We start from the raw sequence: 14,842 nt of genomic DNA, 5'->3' as shown, positions 1-14,842 counted from the left end.
CATCCTGTGGGATTCGCTGTTCTCGGGTTGCATCCTGCGAGCCGCGATGTCGAGGTGTTGCTTTTTGAGAGCCTCGGCAGAACTGACTGCCTATCATCGGATCGGATCACAAAATGGTACTGGAGCTACAGTCACCACCCGGTTTTCTGTCGTGCAGTACCATTCTGGGCGGCTCGATGTTCCCCAGTACCACCCTGCCCGCAGTGAGCGCGGCTCGCTAAGATAGGGGAGGTGAACGCAGAAGGAGAGTTAGCCGTGACACATACATCCCCCGCCCCGGAGCACGCCACTTCGCATTCCGCATCGGAGCAGGATTCGCCGGCAGCAACCAAACAGGCCACACCTGAGCAGGCCACACGGGAACGCCCCTATCGGGTAGCGGTGATCGGCGCGGGACCGGCCGGGATTTACGCCTCGGATATCCTCAGTAAATCCGATATCCCGGTCAGCATTGACCTTTTCGATAAGCTCCCCACCCCTTACGGTCTGGTTCGCTACGGGGTTGCCCCGGACCACCCGCGCATCGGCTCGATTATCAAAGCCCTCCATGCCATCCTCAAGCGTGGCGATATTCGCTTCCTCGGGAACGTAAAAATCGGGGAAGACGTCCACATGTCTGAAATTCACGAGTTTTACGATGCCGTCGTCGTCGCCACCGGCGCTGATCAATCCGTACCCCTCGATATTCCGGGCGCCGATCTTCCGGAAGTCTACGGGGCCGCAGATTTCGTTTCTTGGTATGACGGCCACCCGGATGTGCCGCGCACCTGGCCCCTCAACGCCCGCAATGTCGCGGTGATCGGAGTGGGGAATGTGGCCCTCGATATTTCCCGCATCCTCGTGCGGTCTGTGGATGACCTGCGCGCCCACACCGATATTCCCGAGAATGTGGAGCGCGGGCTACGCGCCAACCCCGTCGAACACGTGCATATCTTTGGGCGGCGCGGCCCGGCCCAGGTGAAGTTCACCCCGCTTGAGCTGCGCGAATTGAGCGAAGTGGCCGGGGTAGATATTCAGGTGTATCCCGAAGATTTCCAATACGATGCCGGGTCTCAAGAGGCTCTGGATTCCTCAAAGATGACCCGTCAAGTGGTGGACCTCCTCACCGACTGGGTTTTCAACGACCCGGAGGAGATGACCTCCCCGCGTCGAATTCATATTCACCTCATGCAGGCCCCGGTGGAAATCCTCGGCACGGATCACGTGACCGGGATCCGCATGGAACGCACCCAGCTGCGGGGGGACGGTACCGTGGTCGGCACCGGAGAAACCGTGGACTACCCGGTAGAAGCGGTCTACAGCGCTATCGGCTACGCTTCCGAGCCGCTGGACGGGCTGCCCTGGGATCCGATCCATCGGGTTATCCCGAATGCGGAGGGTCGCATCGTCACCGAAACGGGGGAGACCATTCCCGGCTACTACGTGACAGGGTGGATCAAACGCGGCCCCGTTGGCCTGATCGGCTCCACGAAATCCGATGCGCGCCAAACCATTCGCCACCTTATTGCCGACGCTCAAGCTGGGATCGCGCGCGCCACCGGGGATGGCTCGGGCGGGCGTGGGCTTCTCGACCTCCTCACCGAACGTGGTGTGAAATGGACCACCTGGGAAGGGTGGGAGCTCCTGGAAGCTTTCGAAGAAAACCTCGGAGCCCAGCAGGGGCGCGCCCGGGTCAAGGTGGTCAACCGTGACACGATGACCGCGATTTCTCGCGGGGAGTCGCACGACGGCGCACTTGTCTAACTATCCGCTTATCCCTCCCCATCCGTGACAGAAAGAAGAACGCTCATGCACGGCGAATACAAGGAACTCGGCCAGAAAATGGCGATTGTTGACCTCGATGTGGTCGATAACAAACTTGCGAATGTTCGCCTCTCCGGCGATTTCTTCATCGAACCGGATAGCGCGCTGTGGCGCATCACCGAAGCAATCGACGGGCTGGACGCGGATTCTTCCGCGGAGGCCATCACCCAGGCGGTGGAGGCGGCGGTGCTGCCCACCGATAACCTTTTCGGGCTGAGCTCACGCGGGGTTGCGGTAGCGGTGCGGCGCGCGGTGGGCCACGCTCTGGCCTGGGAAGATATCGATTTTGAGGTTCTTCACACCCCGGTCATCCACCCTGTTCTCAATATGACCATGGATGAAACCCTCCCCGAAGCGGTGGCGCGCGGGGAACACAAGCCGTTCTTACGCATCTGGGAATGGGATCGCCCGCTCGTGGTTATGGGCTCCTACCAGTCCTATTCCAATGAAATCAATCAGGACGGGGTGGATCGCCACGGCATCACCGTGGGGCGGCGTATCACCGGCGGGGGCACCATGTTCATGGAGCCGGGCAACTGCATCACCTATTCGCTGGTGGTACCCACCGCGCTTGTGGATGGGATGTCTTTCCTGGAGTCCTATCCTTTCCTCGATTCCTGGGTGATTGAGGCCCTTGCGCGGGTGGGGGTAAAAGCCCACTACGTCCCCCTCAACGACATCGCCTCCGACCGTGGCAAAATCGGCGGAGCGGCCCAGAAACACTTCGCGACCGGCTACATGGTGCACCACGTCACCCTCGCATATGACATCGACGCGGACAAGATGATGGACGTGCTCAATATGGGAAGCGCGGGCAAGAAGAACCGCGGGCACCGCTCCGCGAATAAGCGCGTGGATCCCATGAAGAGTCAGACCGGGATGGCGCGCGATGCCATTATCGAGGTGTTCAAGGAAGTTTTCACCCAGAAATACGGGGCGAGCCAGGGGGAGATCACCGCGGAAGATCTGCGCGTGGCCCAGGAGCGTTACGACAAGAAATTCTCCACCCCAGAATGGATTCACCGGCTGCCTTAAAGGCGAGGAGAGTGGTGGTGGCCACGTTCCCGCCTCAAAAGTTGACAGTAACTTTCCTCCCTGGGTAATCTCATCTGGTGCCTTACGGAAGGGCGGTGAGTTAGCCTTTCTTCCGCGGGTGATAAATACTTCTTCGGAAGTTATATTGGCGGGTTTCCCGAGCGGCCAAAGGGACCTGACTGTAAATCAGATGCGTTACGCTTCGTAGGTTCGAATCCTACACCCGCCACGAAATGTCGAAATGGTTGATCTGTTTCACATTTCTCTCACTGTTGGTTTTTCAGCGTGAATCGAGTAAGCTTGGTACTCGTTGCGAAATCGGCATCGCCCCGATAGCTCAGTCGGCAGAGCGTCTCCATGGTAAGGAGAAGGTCAAGAGTTCGATTCTCTTTCGGGGCTCCGTTGCCGCCTCATGCGGTGACATGAGGCGGGGTAGCTCAGATGGTCAGAGCGCACGACTCATAATCGTGAGGTCGCGGGTTCAATCCCCGCCCCCGCTACTGACTACCAGTAGGGCACAACCTTGAGGAGAAAAAGGAATGGCTAGCAAGTCTGCTGACGTGCGTCCCAAGATCACCCTCGCCTGCGAGGTGTGCAAGGAACGCAATTACATCACGAAGAAGAACCGCCGCAACGATCCGGATCGTCTGCAGCTCAAGAAGTACTGCTCGCGGTGCAATGCCTCCACGAACCATCGCGAAACCCGCTAAAAGCGCGGTGGTGTGATGGTCTCTCACCGGGCTTAGCCCGGTTGGGATGGCACAGCTCAAGGGAAGCCTCAATGGCTTCCCTTTTTGCTTTTCCGGTGGCCCGGGCTGCGCCGTCGTTCCGATAGCGCGCGGGCCACAGCTGCGCCGTCGTTCCGGCAGCGCGCGGGCCACAGCTGCGCCGTCGCCGCTAAAGCCGTAGGCTAGAACAATGAGCTGTACTCTTCCCGAACCTCCCGAACCGCATCACGTGAGCGCGCCGGTTCTCTCCACCCGAGCCCGCCGCGGCGCAAGCACCCTCGCTGAACTCACCACCATCGGCGTGGGCGGTACGTTCACCGAACTCGTTGAAGCCACCACCGAAGCTGAGGTGGTGGATACCGTGCGCCGCGCGGACGCGAGCGGCATCCCGCTCCTCATGATCGGGGGCGGCTCGAATATCCTCCCGGCCGATAGCCATTTCGACGGGATTGTGCTGCGCGATATGCGCTCTGGAATTGTGCTGGACTCGCTGGGTAGCTGCGAAGGCGCGAATTTCTCCGTGCTGCCCGGAACTCCGTGGGATGACCTCGTGGTCCACGCGATCTCCCAGGACTGGGGCGGTTTTGAGGCGCTTTCTGGTATCCCCGGGAGTGTTGGGGCGGCGCCGGTGCAGAATATCGGGGCCTACGGGCAGGAAGTAGCGGCTACGCTCGCGCGTCTCAAGGTCTATGACCGGCGCGAAGAACGCATCCGCACCCTGTTTCTTGCGGATATGCGCCTGGGGTATCGCACCTCGATCCTCAAGGAAACCATTGGGGAATACGGGCCTAGCCCGCGCTATATCGTCCTCGAGGTAACCTTCCAAACGAAACTTTCGAATGTGTCCGATCCCATCGGCTACGCCCAGCTGGCTCGCCACCTCGGGGTGGAGCTCGGGGCGCGGGTGCCTTCGGACCGGGTGCGCGAGGCGGTGCTGGACTTGCGCGCCGGCAAAGGTATGGTCCTCAATAACGCCGACCGCGATACCTACTCCTGCGGTTCCTTCTTTACCAACCCGGTGCTCACTACCGCGCACGCGCAGCGACTTCCGCACGATGCCCCGCGGTATGAGGTGCACGACGCCGCGCACGCAACCCTGAGCGGCGGTGTTCCGGTGGTCGATGGGCTGGTCAAAACGTCCGCCGCGTGGTTGATTGAGCACGCCGGGTTCACCCGCGGCTACGGGCACGGCCCGGCGCGGCTCTCCTCCAAGCACACCCTGGCGCTCACCAATGCCGGGGGAGCTACCGGTTCCCAGTTACGCGCCCTCGCCCGGGAAATCCAGGCGGGTGTGAAAGAAGCTTTCGGGGTGGTCCTCCACCCCGAACCGGTGGTGCTCGGCGGCCTCGAGGCTTAGTTATCTGCCTCCAGCCACGCATCAACCTCCGCGAGCCAGGTGCGCTTAGCGGAGGCCGAGGCGAAGGAGGCCCGGATGGAACGCCGGGCCAATTCGGCCAGTTCGGAATCGGAAAAACCCTGCCGGCGCGCAATATCGTACTGGTCGTTGAGGCGGGCCAGGAAGAGTAGCGGGTCATCGGCACCCAGGGCAATGAGCGCCCCGGCATCGAAGAGGGTGCGCAGGGGAACATCCTCATTTTCCCGGAACACTCCGAGCGACACATTCGAGGCAGGGCAGACTTCCAGCGCGATCCCGCGCTCCACAATTTCGGCAATGAGGCGGCGATCCTCGGCGGCCCGTACCCCGTGCCCGAGCCGGTCCGGATTCAGGTGCGTGATGACTTCGCGCAGATGCTCAGGGCCGAGCAATTCCCCGCCGTGGGGAACCGAACGCAGGCCGGCTCGCCTAGCGATGCGGAAAGCTGCCTCAAATTCCGCGGTGCGCCCGCGCCGCTCATCGTTGGAGAGCCCGAAACCCACGACCTCACCGGGGGCGTCCCCGGCGTAGCGGGCTGCCAGGCGGGCCAGGGTGCGGGCATCAAGGGGATGGCGGGTACGCGAGGCCGCCACGATGACCCCGATATCAACACCGGTATCCCGGGTGGCCGCTTTCGCCTCGTCTAGGACAATTTCGAGGGCCGGGGTAATACCGCCAACGTAGGGTGCGTAGGAGGTCGGGTCGATTTGAATTTCCAGGCGGCGTGATCCTTCCGCCCGGTCGGCTCGAGCTGCTTCGCGTACGATACGCCGCATTGCTTCTTCGGATCGTACGACGGCGCGCGCAGCATCATAGGCACGTTGGAATCGGAACCATCCCCGCTGGTCCGCGGGCACCTGCATCGCCACGTTATCGGTCAGGTTCTCGGGCAGGCGCACGCCGGCGCTCCGGGCCATATCCACGAGGCTGGGCACGCTGAGCGAGCCGGTGAAGTGCAGATGCACATGGGCTTTGGGGAGGGCTGCAAGGTCACGCACCCCTCCATCTTCCCACGCCGCGCGCCCGCATTGTGCCACCGGGGTGGATGCGGCACTATTGTTCTATGGCTGCATCTTCGGAAAGTGCTGATTTGGCGCTGCTCACCGGCCCGGACGCCGGGTCGATGCTCGCCACCGCGCTTCCCGCTTGGCAGCTCAGTTCCTGGGCGGTCCACCGCGTCAATCACCGCCCCGGGGCCGGAGTGACGGTCAGCTACACCGTGACCGCCCGCGCGCGTGGAGAAGGCGGGCGTCCCACCGGTAGCCCGCGGGAAAAATACCTCTGCGCCTCCACCGCGCAGCTCTCTCAAACCTTCACCCCGACCCTCGTTCGCCTCACCCACCGGGACACCGCCGTCTGGGTGTGGGAATACCCCAATGATCCAGAGCTACCCGCCTTGCCGCTGGCCGTCACCCCGAGCCGGATATCGGCATTTTTGGGAGAAAAAGCTGCGGTCGAGCTCAAGAGCTACCGGCCTACCAGGCGCGCCGTCGTCAAAGTCACCACCCGCAGTGGCGGAAGCGTATTCGCGAAGGTGCTGCGCCCGCCCGCCGCGCAATCCCTGGCCAAACGCCATCGCATGCTCGGGGAAGCCGGGGTGCTGGCCCCGCGGGTGGTGCGCGAAGACCCGAGCGGCCTCGTCCTTATCTCTACCCTCCCGGGCGAACCGCTGGCGAATTGGCTGGCACGCGGGCTGGGGGAGCACAGCATCGCGCTTTTCGACACCCTCTGGAATCTCCAAGAAAGCCTGCCGGCCGCGGCCGTCCACCTCACCCACCGGCCGGCTTGGGCGGACCGGGTAGGCCACTACGCGCACGCTGCCGCGGTTGCGCTCCCCGGTATCGCAGCTCGTGCCCACGCGGTAGCCAGCGGGGTGACGCAGATGATGGCTAGCCTCGATCCCGGACCCATCGTGCCCGTGCACGGAGACTTCTACGAAGCCAATATTTTCGTGCAGCGCGGCCCGTCCGCTCCAGCATTCGCGCCCGCTCCAGCATTCGCGCCCGCTCCCGCATCCACCCCCGCCCCCGCGCCAACCGGGTGGATCGCGGGGGTTATTGATGTGGATTCCCTTGGCCCGGGGTATCGCGCCGATGACTGGGCCTGCTTGCTCGGGCATATGAGCGTGCTGCCTCACCTGGCTCCGACCGCCTATCCGCACCTGCGTTCCATCCTGGGGCAGTGGTGCGCCCTACTAGAACAGCGTTTACCTGCCGCCCCCGTATACGCGCGGGCTGCCGGAGTGACCCTCTCCCTTGTTGCTGGGGCCGCGCGCACCGACGGCACCCGCTGGGAACACGATGCCCTCGGGAGGCTGCGCGAAGCCGAACATTGGCTTTCCCGGGCTCGTTACCTGGCCGGATATGGGGGGAATGCCTACTTGCGCGGATAGCATGCGCGCCCGATGCGCTCGCCGGCCGGCGGGCGGCGTCGTCGCTATGACCGTCCGTAGTGCGTGCCTGAATATTCACGCGCGTACCGCGCACCCACCGCATATCCCACGCACTGTTAACCTCCGCGTTACATTCTGATTGCTTTCTGGTAAATGAATTAAGTGAATCTAGGAGGGCCCACGTTCTGTTAGAAGGGATAAAAGGACAATGGGATCCTCACATTTCACTGCCCGGCGCGCGGTGGCAGCAGCAGCTGTTGCCGCGGTCGGCTTCTCGGCGCTCGCGGGAGGTGCCGCTTCGGCGGAAAACACCACCTACCGCACCGCAAACGGGCCGGAAAACTGCGTAATTTTCGATTCGCAAGGAAACGTTATTCCGCCCAAACCCGGTGATTGCGCGCAATTCGGTAAGGCGGGCCAGGGGCGTTCCAACGCCAAGGCCCGCAACGTTATCCTCATTATTGGTGACGGCATGGGCCAGTCGGAAATTACCGCGGCCCGCAACTACCTCAAGGGCGCCTCGGGGCGTTTTGAAGGTATTGATGAGCTCACCTCTGAAGGCATGTACACGCACCATTCGGTCAATAAGGATGGTTCTTTCAATTACGTGACTGATTCGGCCGCCTCGGGTACCGCCTGGGCCACCGGTACGAAGACGTACAACGGAGCTATCGGCGTGGATCTGGCCGGCAAACCGGTGCAGAACCTCATTGAGCAGGCCAAGAATGCCGGAATGCGTACCGGCAACGTGACCACCTCCGATATTCAAGATGCCACCCCGGCCGTGATGGGTGCGCATTCCACCAGCCGCAGCTACTACGCTCCCTCCGGGAAGTCGAAGCCGGCCAAGGGCGCGGATCTGCGGGAAAACGGCGGGCTCGGCTCCATTTCGGAGCAAATTGTGGACACCCGCGCCGATGTCACCCTGGGTGGCGGTGCGAAGTACTTCGATGCCACGGTGACCACGGCCTCCGGAAACACCAACCCCTTCCTCGAGGGCGCGGCCAAGTACAACACCCAGTGGGAAGCCAATAAGTCGGTTGTTGATAACGCCCGCGCGAACGGTTTCCAGGTGGCAACCACCGCGGATGAACTCGCGGGAATCACCAAGGCAAACCAGGAGTCCCCGGTTCTCGGACTCTTCGCTCCCTCGAATATGACCACCGCGTACAAGTCCTCCCAGGCGAAGGTGGGCGGGGCCAAGGCCGATCCGCTCACCTGCGAAAAGCAGGATATTGGCACCCAGCCCGAGCTAGTGGATATGACCCGCAAGGCCATCGAGCTCCTCGATGATCCGAGCGCGGAAAAGGGCTTCTTCCTCCAGGTCGAATCCGCCTCCATTGACAAGCGCGATCACGCTTCGGATGCTTGCGGGCAGATCGGGGAAACTGATCGCCTCGACCAGGCCACCAAGGTCGCCCTGGACTTCGCGAAGAAGGACGGTCAGACCCTCGTTATCGTGACCGCGGATCACTCGCATACCGCGCAGATTGTGTCCGACGGCGACGACCACGTGGGCCCCGTGACCCGCCTGACCACCGCCGATGGTTCCCCGATGTCCATCCTCTACGGCACCACTCCGGTGCGTGAGGACGGCACTAATGCCGGTTCCCAGCAGCACACCGGTGCGCAGCTGCGCGTGGCGGCCTACGGCCCCGGCGAAGAAAACGTGCTGGGCCAAACCGACCAAACCGACCTCTTCTACACCATCGGTAATGCGCTGTCGCTCAACGCCGAAGCCTCCACCGCTGCCAGCGATGCCGAACTGGCCAAGCCGGTCGCCGGCGGGGCTAAGATGGCCATCGCCGTGGACGAAAACGGCAAGGTGACCGTGCCGGCCCCCGGTGACTTCGCCCAGTACGGGAAGAACGGCGAGCAGCGTTCGGATGCCAAGGCTAAGAACGTGGTGCTCTTCATCGGTGACGGGATGGGTGATTCGGAAATCACCTCTGCCCGCAACTACCTCTACGGTGCGAACGGGCGCCTGCCCGGTATCGATAACCTCGAGTACACCGGTTCCTACACCCACTTCTCCATTGACCGCGACGGCGCCATTAACTACGTGACCGATTCGGCCGCTTCGGGCACCGCCTGGGCTACCGGCACGAAGACGTACAACGGCGCTATCGGCGTGGACCTGGCGCAAAAGCCCCAGGAGAACCTCCTGGAGAAGGCGAAGCGGGCCGGGCTCAAGACCGGTAATATCACCACCTCCGAAGTGCAGGATGCGACCCCGGCGGTGATGGGTGCCCACGTGACCAGTCGCTCGCATTACGCTCCCTCCGGGAACGCGAAACCCGCCAAGGGCTCGGATCTGCGTGAAAATGGCGGAATGGGCTCGATTTCCGAACAGCTCGTGGATACCCGCGCGGACGTGACGATGGGCGGTGGCGCGAAGTACTTCGACGCCGAAGTCCAGGTGTCCGGTACCTGGGGTGAGACGACGCGGTGGACGGCCGGTAAGTCCGTGCTGGAAAACGCGCGTGATAACGATTTCCAGATTGTGACGACGGCGGAGCAGATGGCTGCCCTGACCGAAGCCAACCAGGATAAGCCGGTCCTTGGCCTCTTCACCCCCGGTAATATGCCGCGCATGTTCAACGAGTCGGTCCCGACTCCGGGTAAACCGGAAAACTACGAGACCTGCACGATCAACCCGAAGCGCACCGCCGATGTTCCCACCCTGGCGGCCATGACCCAAAAGTCCATGGATCTGCTCAAGAACGACACCGGATTCTTCCTCCAGGTGGAAGCCGCCTCGATTGATAAGGCTGATCACGGCGCGGATGCTTGCGGTCAGATTGGTGAGCTGGATGATTTGGATCAGGCCGTTGCGGTGGCGCAGCGCTGGGCCAAGGAGAATGGCGAGCCCACCCTTATCCTCGTGACTGCCGATCACGCTCACACCTCGCAGATCGTGGGGGTGGGAAGCACCACCTCGGGCGTGAACACCATCCTCAAGACGGTGGATGGCGATTATATGCAGATGTCCTACAACACCGCGGCCTCCAATGAGGTGGCGCGCGGCGGCCAGGGCCACACCGGCGCGCAGCTGCGTATCGCGGCCTCGGGTCCGGGCGCAGAAAACGTGATCGGGCGTACCGACCAGACCGACCTCCACTACACCGTGGCGAATGCGCTCGGCCTGGATAAGGAATCGCAGCCGGTTGTCAACCAGTTCGTTAAGGAAGGTGCGAAGCCGGATCCGAGCGTGGAGCCGAGCGTTGATCCCAGTGTTGATCCGACCGTCAATCCGACTCCGGATCCGACCGTGGATCCCACCCCGGATCCCAGCGCTCCGGTAACGCCTTCCGATAACGGAAACACCTTCTACGTCTCCAACAACTGGACGGCCACCGTGGCCCAAGCTGTGTTCAGCTTCGGACGCGCCGGCGACGACGTATTCGTGGGTGACTGGAACGGGGATGGCAAGGATAGCTTCGCGGTACGCCGCGGCAATACCTTCTACGTTTCCGATACTCTCCAGGGTGGTAAGGCGCCCGTTGAATTCTCCTACGGTAAGGCCGGGGACACCGTGCTCGTGGGTGACTGGAATGGCGACGGTAAGGATACCTTCGCGGTCCAGCGCGGCAATACTTTCTACGTAGCGAACTCGCTCAAGAGCGGGGACGCGGATGAAGTTATCAGCTACGGCCGCTACGGGGACACCCCGCTGGTCGGTGACTGGGATGGGGATGGCAAGGATAGCTTCGCGGTGCACCGCGGCAACGTTATCTTCGTCAAGAACACCATTGTCTCGGGGAACGCCGATACCCAGTTCTCCTACGGTAAAGCCGCCGATGAAGTCTTCACCGGAGATTTCGACGGTAATGGCACGGACACCTTCGCGGTGCGCCGCGGCAACGCGCTGCTCGTGAAGAACTCCCTCAATGCAGGACCGGCCGATCTCACGCTCCATTACGGGCGCGTTGCTGACGAACTCTTCGTCGGTGACTGGGACGGTAACGGCACCGACACTCCGGCGGTGCGGCGCTAAATACCAGCGCTAAACTTGCCTGACTAACGGGTAACAACACTGTGGGCCGCGGCGGAAACGTCGCGGCCCACAGTATTGAAAAGAAGGCTGTTAGGCGAAGTACTCGCGCAGTCGCGCCATGCCTTCGGCCAGCTCGACATCGGAGAGCGCGTAGGAGAAGCGCAGGAAGCCGCCTACCCCGAAAGCCTCCCCGGGCACCGCGGCCACATTAATATCGCTGAGAAGCTGATCGGCCAGTTCCAGGGAGCTCGTGGCGCGGCGGGGGCCCGTCCCGCCCAGCAGGCCTGCGACGTCGGCAAAAACATAGAAAGCGCCATCCGGGGGCGCAACGTTCACCCCGTCGATACTGGCCAGTTCGCTGACGATGCGGCTGCGGCGCCGCGCGAAGCCCGCGCGCATCTCCTCAATGCGGTCGCGCGGGCCGGTGAGTGCGGCGATGGTGGCACGCTGCGCCACATTATTGATATTCCCGGTCAGATGCGAATGCACCCGTTTGACCGCGGCGATGACGTCCGAGGGGCCGTAAAGCCAGCCAACCCGCCACCCCGTCATGGCGAAAGACTTCGAGACCCCACCGATAACGAGGGTTTGCTGGGCCAGTTCGGGAACTTCGGCCAGCGGGTAGGCCGTGCGTACCCCGTCGTAAGTGAGGTGTTCGTAAATTTCATCGACCACCAGCCAAATCCCGTGCTCGAGGGCCCAGGCACCGATGGCGCGCACTTCCGCGGCGCTATAGACCGCCCCGGTGGGGTTGGTGGGTGAGCACAGCAGCAGCGCCTTCGTCTTATCGGTGCGGGCCGCTTCGAGCTGCGCCACGCTCACTTTGAAGCCCTGCGCCGGGGGCGCGTACACCTCGGTGACGGTACCGCCGAAGAGCTTAATGACTTCCGGGTAGGTCACCCAGTAGGGGGAGGGGAGGAGCACGTTATCGCCCGGGTCGATAAGCGCCGCCCAGGCTTCAAAGTTCGCTTGCTTGGCGCCGTTAGTAACGACGACGTCGCCCGGGGAAATCCGCACCTTCGCATCGAACGCGACTTTGGCGCAAATCGCCTCGCGCAGTTCCGGCAAGCCATTGGGATCGGAATACTTGTGATTCCGGATATCCCCGGTGGCGGCGGCCGCTGCGGCCACGATATGAGCCGGGGTGGGGAAGTCCGGTTCCCCGGCCCCGAAGGAAATAATGGGGCGGCCGGCCGCCCGCAGCTCACGCTGGCGGGCATCCACCGCGAGAGTGGCGGAGGGCGCAAGTGCTTCCAGGCGCGCAGAAACGCGGCGCGGGGTCTTCGACGTCGGTGTAATACTCACCCTCCCATTAAACACTGTTCTGGATGGAGCTGTGACCTTTCTCCAAGGACAGGGACGGAAGTGGACGTCCGGAGCGTTATCGACTATGCTATTCCGGGTATGACGGCCTTACGGTCGTGATGCACCAACGTCCACCTGGCGGCCGGCGCTCGCGGAGCGTTCCGGTTTCAGGCATAATGGTGGAGTTGCCAACCTAGGGTAGTGGCGCAATTGGTAGCGCATCGGTCTCCAAAACCGGCGGTTGGGGGTTCGAGTCCCTCCTACCCTGCTCCTGCCCCGCCAATACTGACGGGGCATTGTTACGACGAGGAAAAGGACGCACTGTGAAGGAAGTTGCAGCATCCAAGTCCTCCAAGGGCGCTGCGGAGAAGAAGGGTTTCTTTGCCCGGCTCGCGCAGTTCTTCCACGAAATCTTCGGTGAATTGAAGCGCGTCCAACGCCCCTCCCGGGAGGAACTGGGGCAGCTGTTCACCACGGTGGTGCTCTTCATTCTCGCCGTGATGGTCTTTATCGGAATCTTCGATCTTATTTTCGGTCGCGCCACCGTCTGGATCTTCGGGTAGGTCCAGAACCAGGGCCGGCCCCAAGAACAGTGAGGGAACAGCGTGTCTGAGAACGTTACCGAACACGGCGATCTTTTTATGGAACCGGGTGCCACCGTGCCTGCTGCGGAGGCTGCTCCCAGCGCGGATTCCCTCACCGATACCACCACCTCGGAAGCTGTAGCCGCGGAAGAAACCGCCGGTGCCACTCTTGAAGAAGCTCCCGGAGCCGCCGCGGAAACTGACGAGTCCTCCGAAACCGAGGCCCCTGCACCCGCCGCGGATGCCGCTCCCCGTTCTTCCAAGAAGGACAAGAAGAAGGACGGCATCGTCACCGAAGAAGAGGTGCGAGCCAAGCTCAAGGGCCTGGAAGGCCGCTGGTACGTGCTCCATACGTACTCCGGTTACGAAAAGCGCGTCAAGCAGGACTTGGAAGTCCGTCTCGTCTCCATGAACATGGAGGACTACATCTTCCAGATCGAAGTCCCCATGGAAGAAGTCTTCGAAGTGCGCCGCGGGCAGCGCAAGCTCGTGTCCCGAGTGCGCATGCCCGGTTACGTGCTTATTCGCATGAATCTCACCGATGATTCCTGGCGCGTGGTGCAGTCCACCAACGGCGTCACCGGATTCGTGGGCAATGGTCGTACCCCGGTGGCCCTCACCTTTGATGAGGTTGTCACCATGCTGACTCCCGTGGTGGAAGCCGCCGCGGCGGACGAAGCGCGCGCGGCGGGCCTGCCCACCGGCGCGGCCCCGGAAACCATCGCTCCCTTCGAGGTGGGCGATCCGGTTACCCTCACCGCCGAACCGTGGGCCGGGATGCCGGCCACCGTTTCGGAGATCGACGCCGAAAACCAGCGCCTCACCGTTATGATGACCCTCGTCGGCCAGGAAACCCCGGTGGAGCTCTCCTTCGCCCAGGTGCGCAAGGAAGACTAACGCCCTCCTGGCCGCTGCGCCGTCGTCGTACTTTTATACTCGTGAGTGCGTATAGGCGTGCCCGTTTTGAGAAAACCTGCACGTATCGCGCGTCATTTTGCATAAGCTCCGCGGTGTGTCTCACACGGGCGGGGCTTTGTGCATCGCTCACTTTCCCGTAATATAGATAGGCGTGCCGTCGCTAGCCATTGCGACGGCTGTTCAATGAGAAAAGGACCAGATATGGCACCGAAGAAGAAGGTTGCAGGCTTCATTAAGCTACAGATTCCTGCCGGCCAGGCCACCCCGGCCCCGCCGGTTGGTCCGGCTCTCGGTCAGCACGGCGTGAACATTGTTGAGTTCACGAAGGCGTACAACGCCGCGACCGAATCCCAGCGCGGAAACATCGTCCCGGTGGAAATCACCGTCTACGAGGACCGCACATTTGATTTCGTTCTCAAGACCCCGCCGGCGGCGCAGCTCATTAAGAAGGCTGCCGGGGTGCAGAAGGGTTCTCCCACTCCGCACACCCAGAAGGTTGGGCACCTCACGGCTGACCAGCTTCGCGAAATCGCGAAGATCAAGGAGCCGGATCTCAATGCGAATGACATTGATAACGCCGCCCGCATCATTGCCGGCACCGCCCGCTCTATGGGCATCACCTCGGACGCTATCTAAATAGATAGCTGAGTTGTTGGCGGGGCGGCGCCGTCGTTCCACCACGAACCGAGATCACAACTTAACCGG

General features: G+C 62.4%; 11 protein-coding genes and 4 tRNA genes. 13 read left to right on the top strand and 2 right to left on the bottom strand.

Features of this window, described 5'->3' with window-relative positions; all coding sequences use genetic code 11:
• Positions 1–381 precede the first annotated feature (381 nt).
• The 7 genes from QP828_RS00605 to QP828_RS00575 all read left to right on the top strand — a co-directional run bounded on the left by QP828_RS00605 (position 382) and on the right by QP828_RS00575 (position 4,923).
• Complete coding sequence (locus QP828_RS00605; RefSeq protein WP_274732903.1) at positions 382–1,743, top strand: ferredoxin--NADP reductase domain-containing protein; 1,362 nt, start codon at positions 382–384, stop codon at positions 1,741–1,743.
• Positions 1,744–1,788: 45 nt separating this feature from the next.
• Positions 1,789–2,838 (top strand): lipoate--protein ligase family protein, encoded by a 1,050-nt coding sequence (locus tag QP828_RS00600; protein ID WP_274732817.1) that lies wholly within the window; start codon positions 1,789–1,791, stop codon positions 2,836–2,838.
• Positions 2,839–2,985: 147 nt separating this feature from the next.
• A tRNA-Tyr gene (locus QP828_RS00595) sits at positions 2,986–3,067 on the top strand.
• A 97-nt stretch (positions 3,068–3,164) separates the two neighbouring features.
• Positions 3,165–3,237 (top strand) — tRNA-Thr (locus QP828_RS00590).
• A 27-nt stretch (positions 3,238–3,264) separates the two neighbouring features.
• A tRNA-Met gene (locus QP828_RS00585) sits at positions 3,265–3,338 on the top strand.
• 39 nt (positions 3,339–3,377) lie between these two features.
• Positions 3,378–3,548: a 50S ribosomal protein L33 gene (gene rpmG, locus QP828_RS00580; RefSeq protein ID WP_016443127.1), complete on the top strand. Its 171-nt coding sequence runs from the start codon at positions 3,378–3,380 to the stop codon at positions 3,546–3,548.
• A gap of 208 nt (positions 3,549–3,756) precedes the next feature.
• Positions 3,757–4,923 carry a UDP-N-acetylmuramate dehydrogenase gene (locus QP828_RS00575; RefSeq protein ID WP_274732815.1) on the top strand — a complete coding sequence of 389 codons (1,167 nt, stop codon included), beginning with the start codon at positions 3,757–3,759 and terminating at the stop codon, positions 4,921–4,923.
• Here the strand turns inward: QP828_RS00575 and QP828_RS00570 are convergent.
• Positions 4,920–5,939, bottom strand: a complete 1,020-nt coding sequence (locus QP828_RS00570; RefSeq protein ID WP_274732813.1) for an adenosine deaminase — start codon at positions 5,937–5,939, stop codon at positions 4,920–4,922. The genes QP828_RS00575 and QP828_RS00570 overlap by 4 nt on opposite strands.
• A 65-nt stretch (positions 5,940–6,004) precedes the next feature.
• On the opposite strand from QP828_RS00570, the gene QP828_RS00565 reads away from it, so the two are divergent.
• Entirely contained in the window at positions 6,005–7,333 is a 1,329-nt protein-coding gene (locus QP828_RS00565; RefSeq protein ID WP_274732812.1) for a phosphotransferase, read from the top strand.
• 208 nt (positions 7,334–7,541) lie between these two features.
• Positions 7,542–11,330 (top strand): alkaline phosphatase, encoded by a 3,789-nt coding sequence (phoA, locus tag QP828_RS00560; protein ID WP_274732810.1) that lies wholly within the window; start codon positions 7,542–7,544, stop codon positions 11,328–11,330.
• 90 nt (positions 11,331–11,420) lie between these two features.
• On the opposite strand, the gene QP828_RS00555 is transcribed toward phoA, so the two are convergent.
• Positions 11,421–12,629, bottom strand: coding sequence for a pyridoxal phosphate-dependent aminotransferase (locus QP828_RS00555; RefSeq protein WP_375712910.1), 1,209 nt, complete (start codon positions 12,627–12,629; stop codon positions 11,421–11,423).
• A gap of 201 nt (positions 12,630–12,830) precedes the next feature.
• Between QP828_RS00555 and QP828_RS00550 the strand changes: the two genes are divergently transcribed.
• From QP828_RS00550 to rplK, 4 genes are all read left to right on the top strand, one after another.
• A tRNA-Trp gene (locus QP828_RS00550) sits at positions 12,831–12,903 on the top strand.
• Positions 12,904–12,958: 55 nt separating this feature from the next.
• A complete protein-coding gene (gene secE, locus QP828_RS00545; protein WP_016443121.1) occupies positions 12,959–13,198 on the top strand; it encodes a preprotein translocase subunit SecE in 240 nt (79 codons plus the stop codon).
• A 42-nt stretch (positions 13,199–13,240) separates the two neighbouring features.
• On the top strand, positions 13,241–14,116 hold the full coding sequence (gene nusG / locus QP828_RS00540; protein ID WP_274732806.1) for a transcription termination/antitermination protein NusG: 876 nt from the start codon (positions 13,241–13,243) through the stop codon (positions 14,114–14,116).
• A gap of 222 nt (positions 14,117–14,338) precedes the next feature.
• The gene (gene rplK / locus QP828_RS00535; protein ID WP_016443119.1) at positions 14,339–14,773 is read left to right on the top strand and encodes a 50S ribosomal protein L11; all 435 of its coding nucleotides are present in this window, start codon (positions 14,339–14,341) and stop codon (positions 14,771–14,773) included.
• The last annotated feature ends 69 nt before the right edge of the window (positions 14,774–14,842 follow it).

The organism is Actinotignum sanguinis, assembly GCF_030230305.1.
Lineage (GTDB): Bacteria > Actinomycetota > Actinomycetes > Actinomycetales > Actinomycetaceae > Actinotignum > Actinotignum sanguinis.
The sequence above is the reverse complement of the archived record's forward strand: the minus strand, read 5'-3'. Positions and strand labels throughout refer to the sequence as shown.

What these genes read in the sequence shown, in the direction of transcription:
- QP828_RS00600 (WP_274732817.1), top strand. Translation starts at nt 1,789, where the DNA reads ATGCACGGCGAATACAAGGAACTCGGCCAGAAAATGGCGATTGTTGAC.
- rpmG (WP_016443127.1), top strand. Translation starts at nt 3,378, where the DNA reads ATGGCTAGCAAGTCTGCTGACGTGCGTCCCAAGATCACCCTCGCCTGC.
- QP828_RS00575 (WP_274732815.1), top strand. Translation starts at nt 3,757, where the DNA reads ATGAGCTGTACTCTTCCCGAACCTCCCGAACCGCATCACGTGAGCGCG.
- QP828_RS00565 (WP_274732812.1), top strand. Translation starts at nt 6,005, where the DNA reads ATGGCTGCATCTTCGGAAAGTGCTGATTTGGCGCTGCTCACCGGCCCG.
- phoA (WP_274732810.1), top strand. Translation starts at nt 7,542, where the DNA reads ATGGGATCCTCACATTTCACTGCCCGGCGCGCGGTGGCAGCAGCAGCT.
- rplK (WP_016443119.1), top strand. Translation starts at nt 14,339, where the DNA reads ATGGCACCGAAGAAGAAGGTTGCAGGCTTCATTAAGCTACAGATTCCT.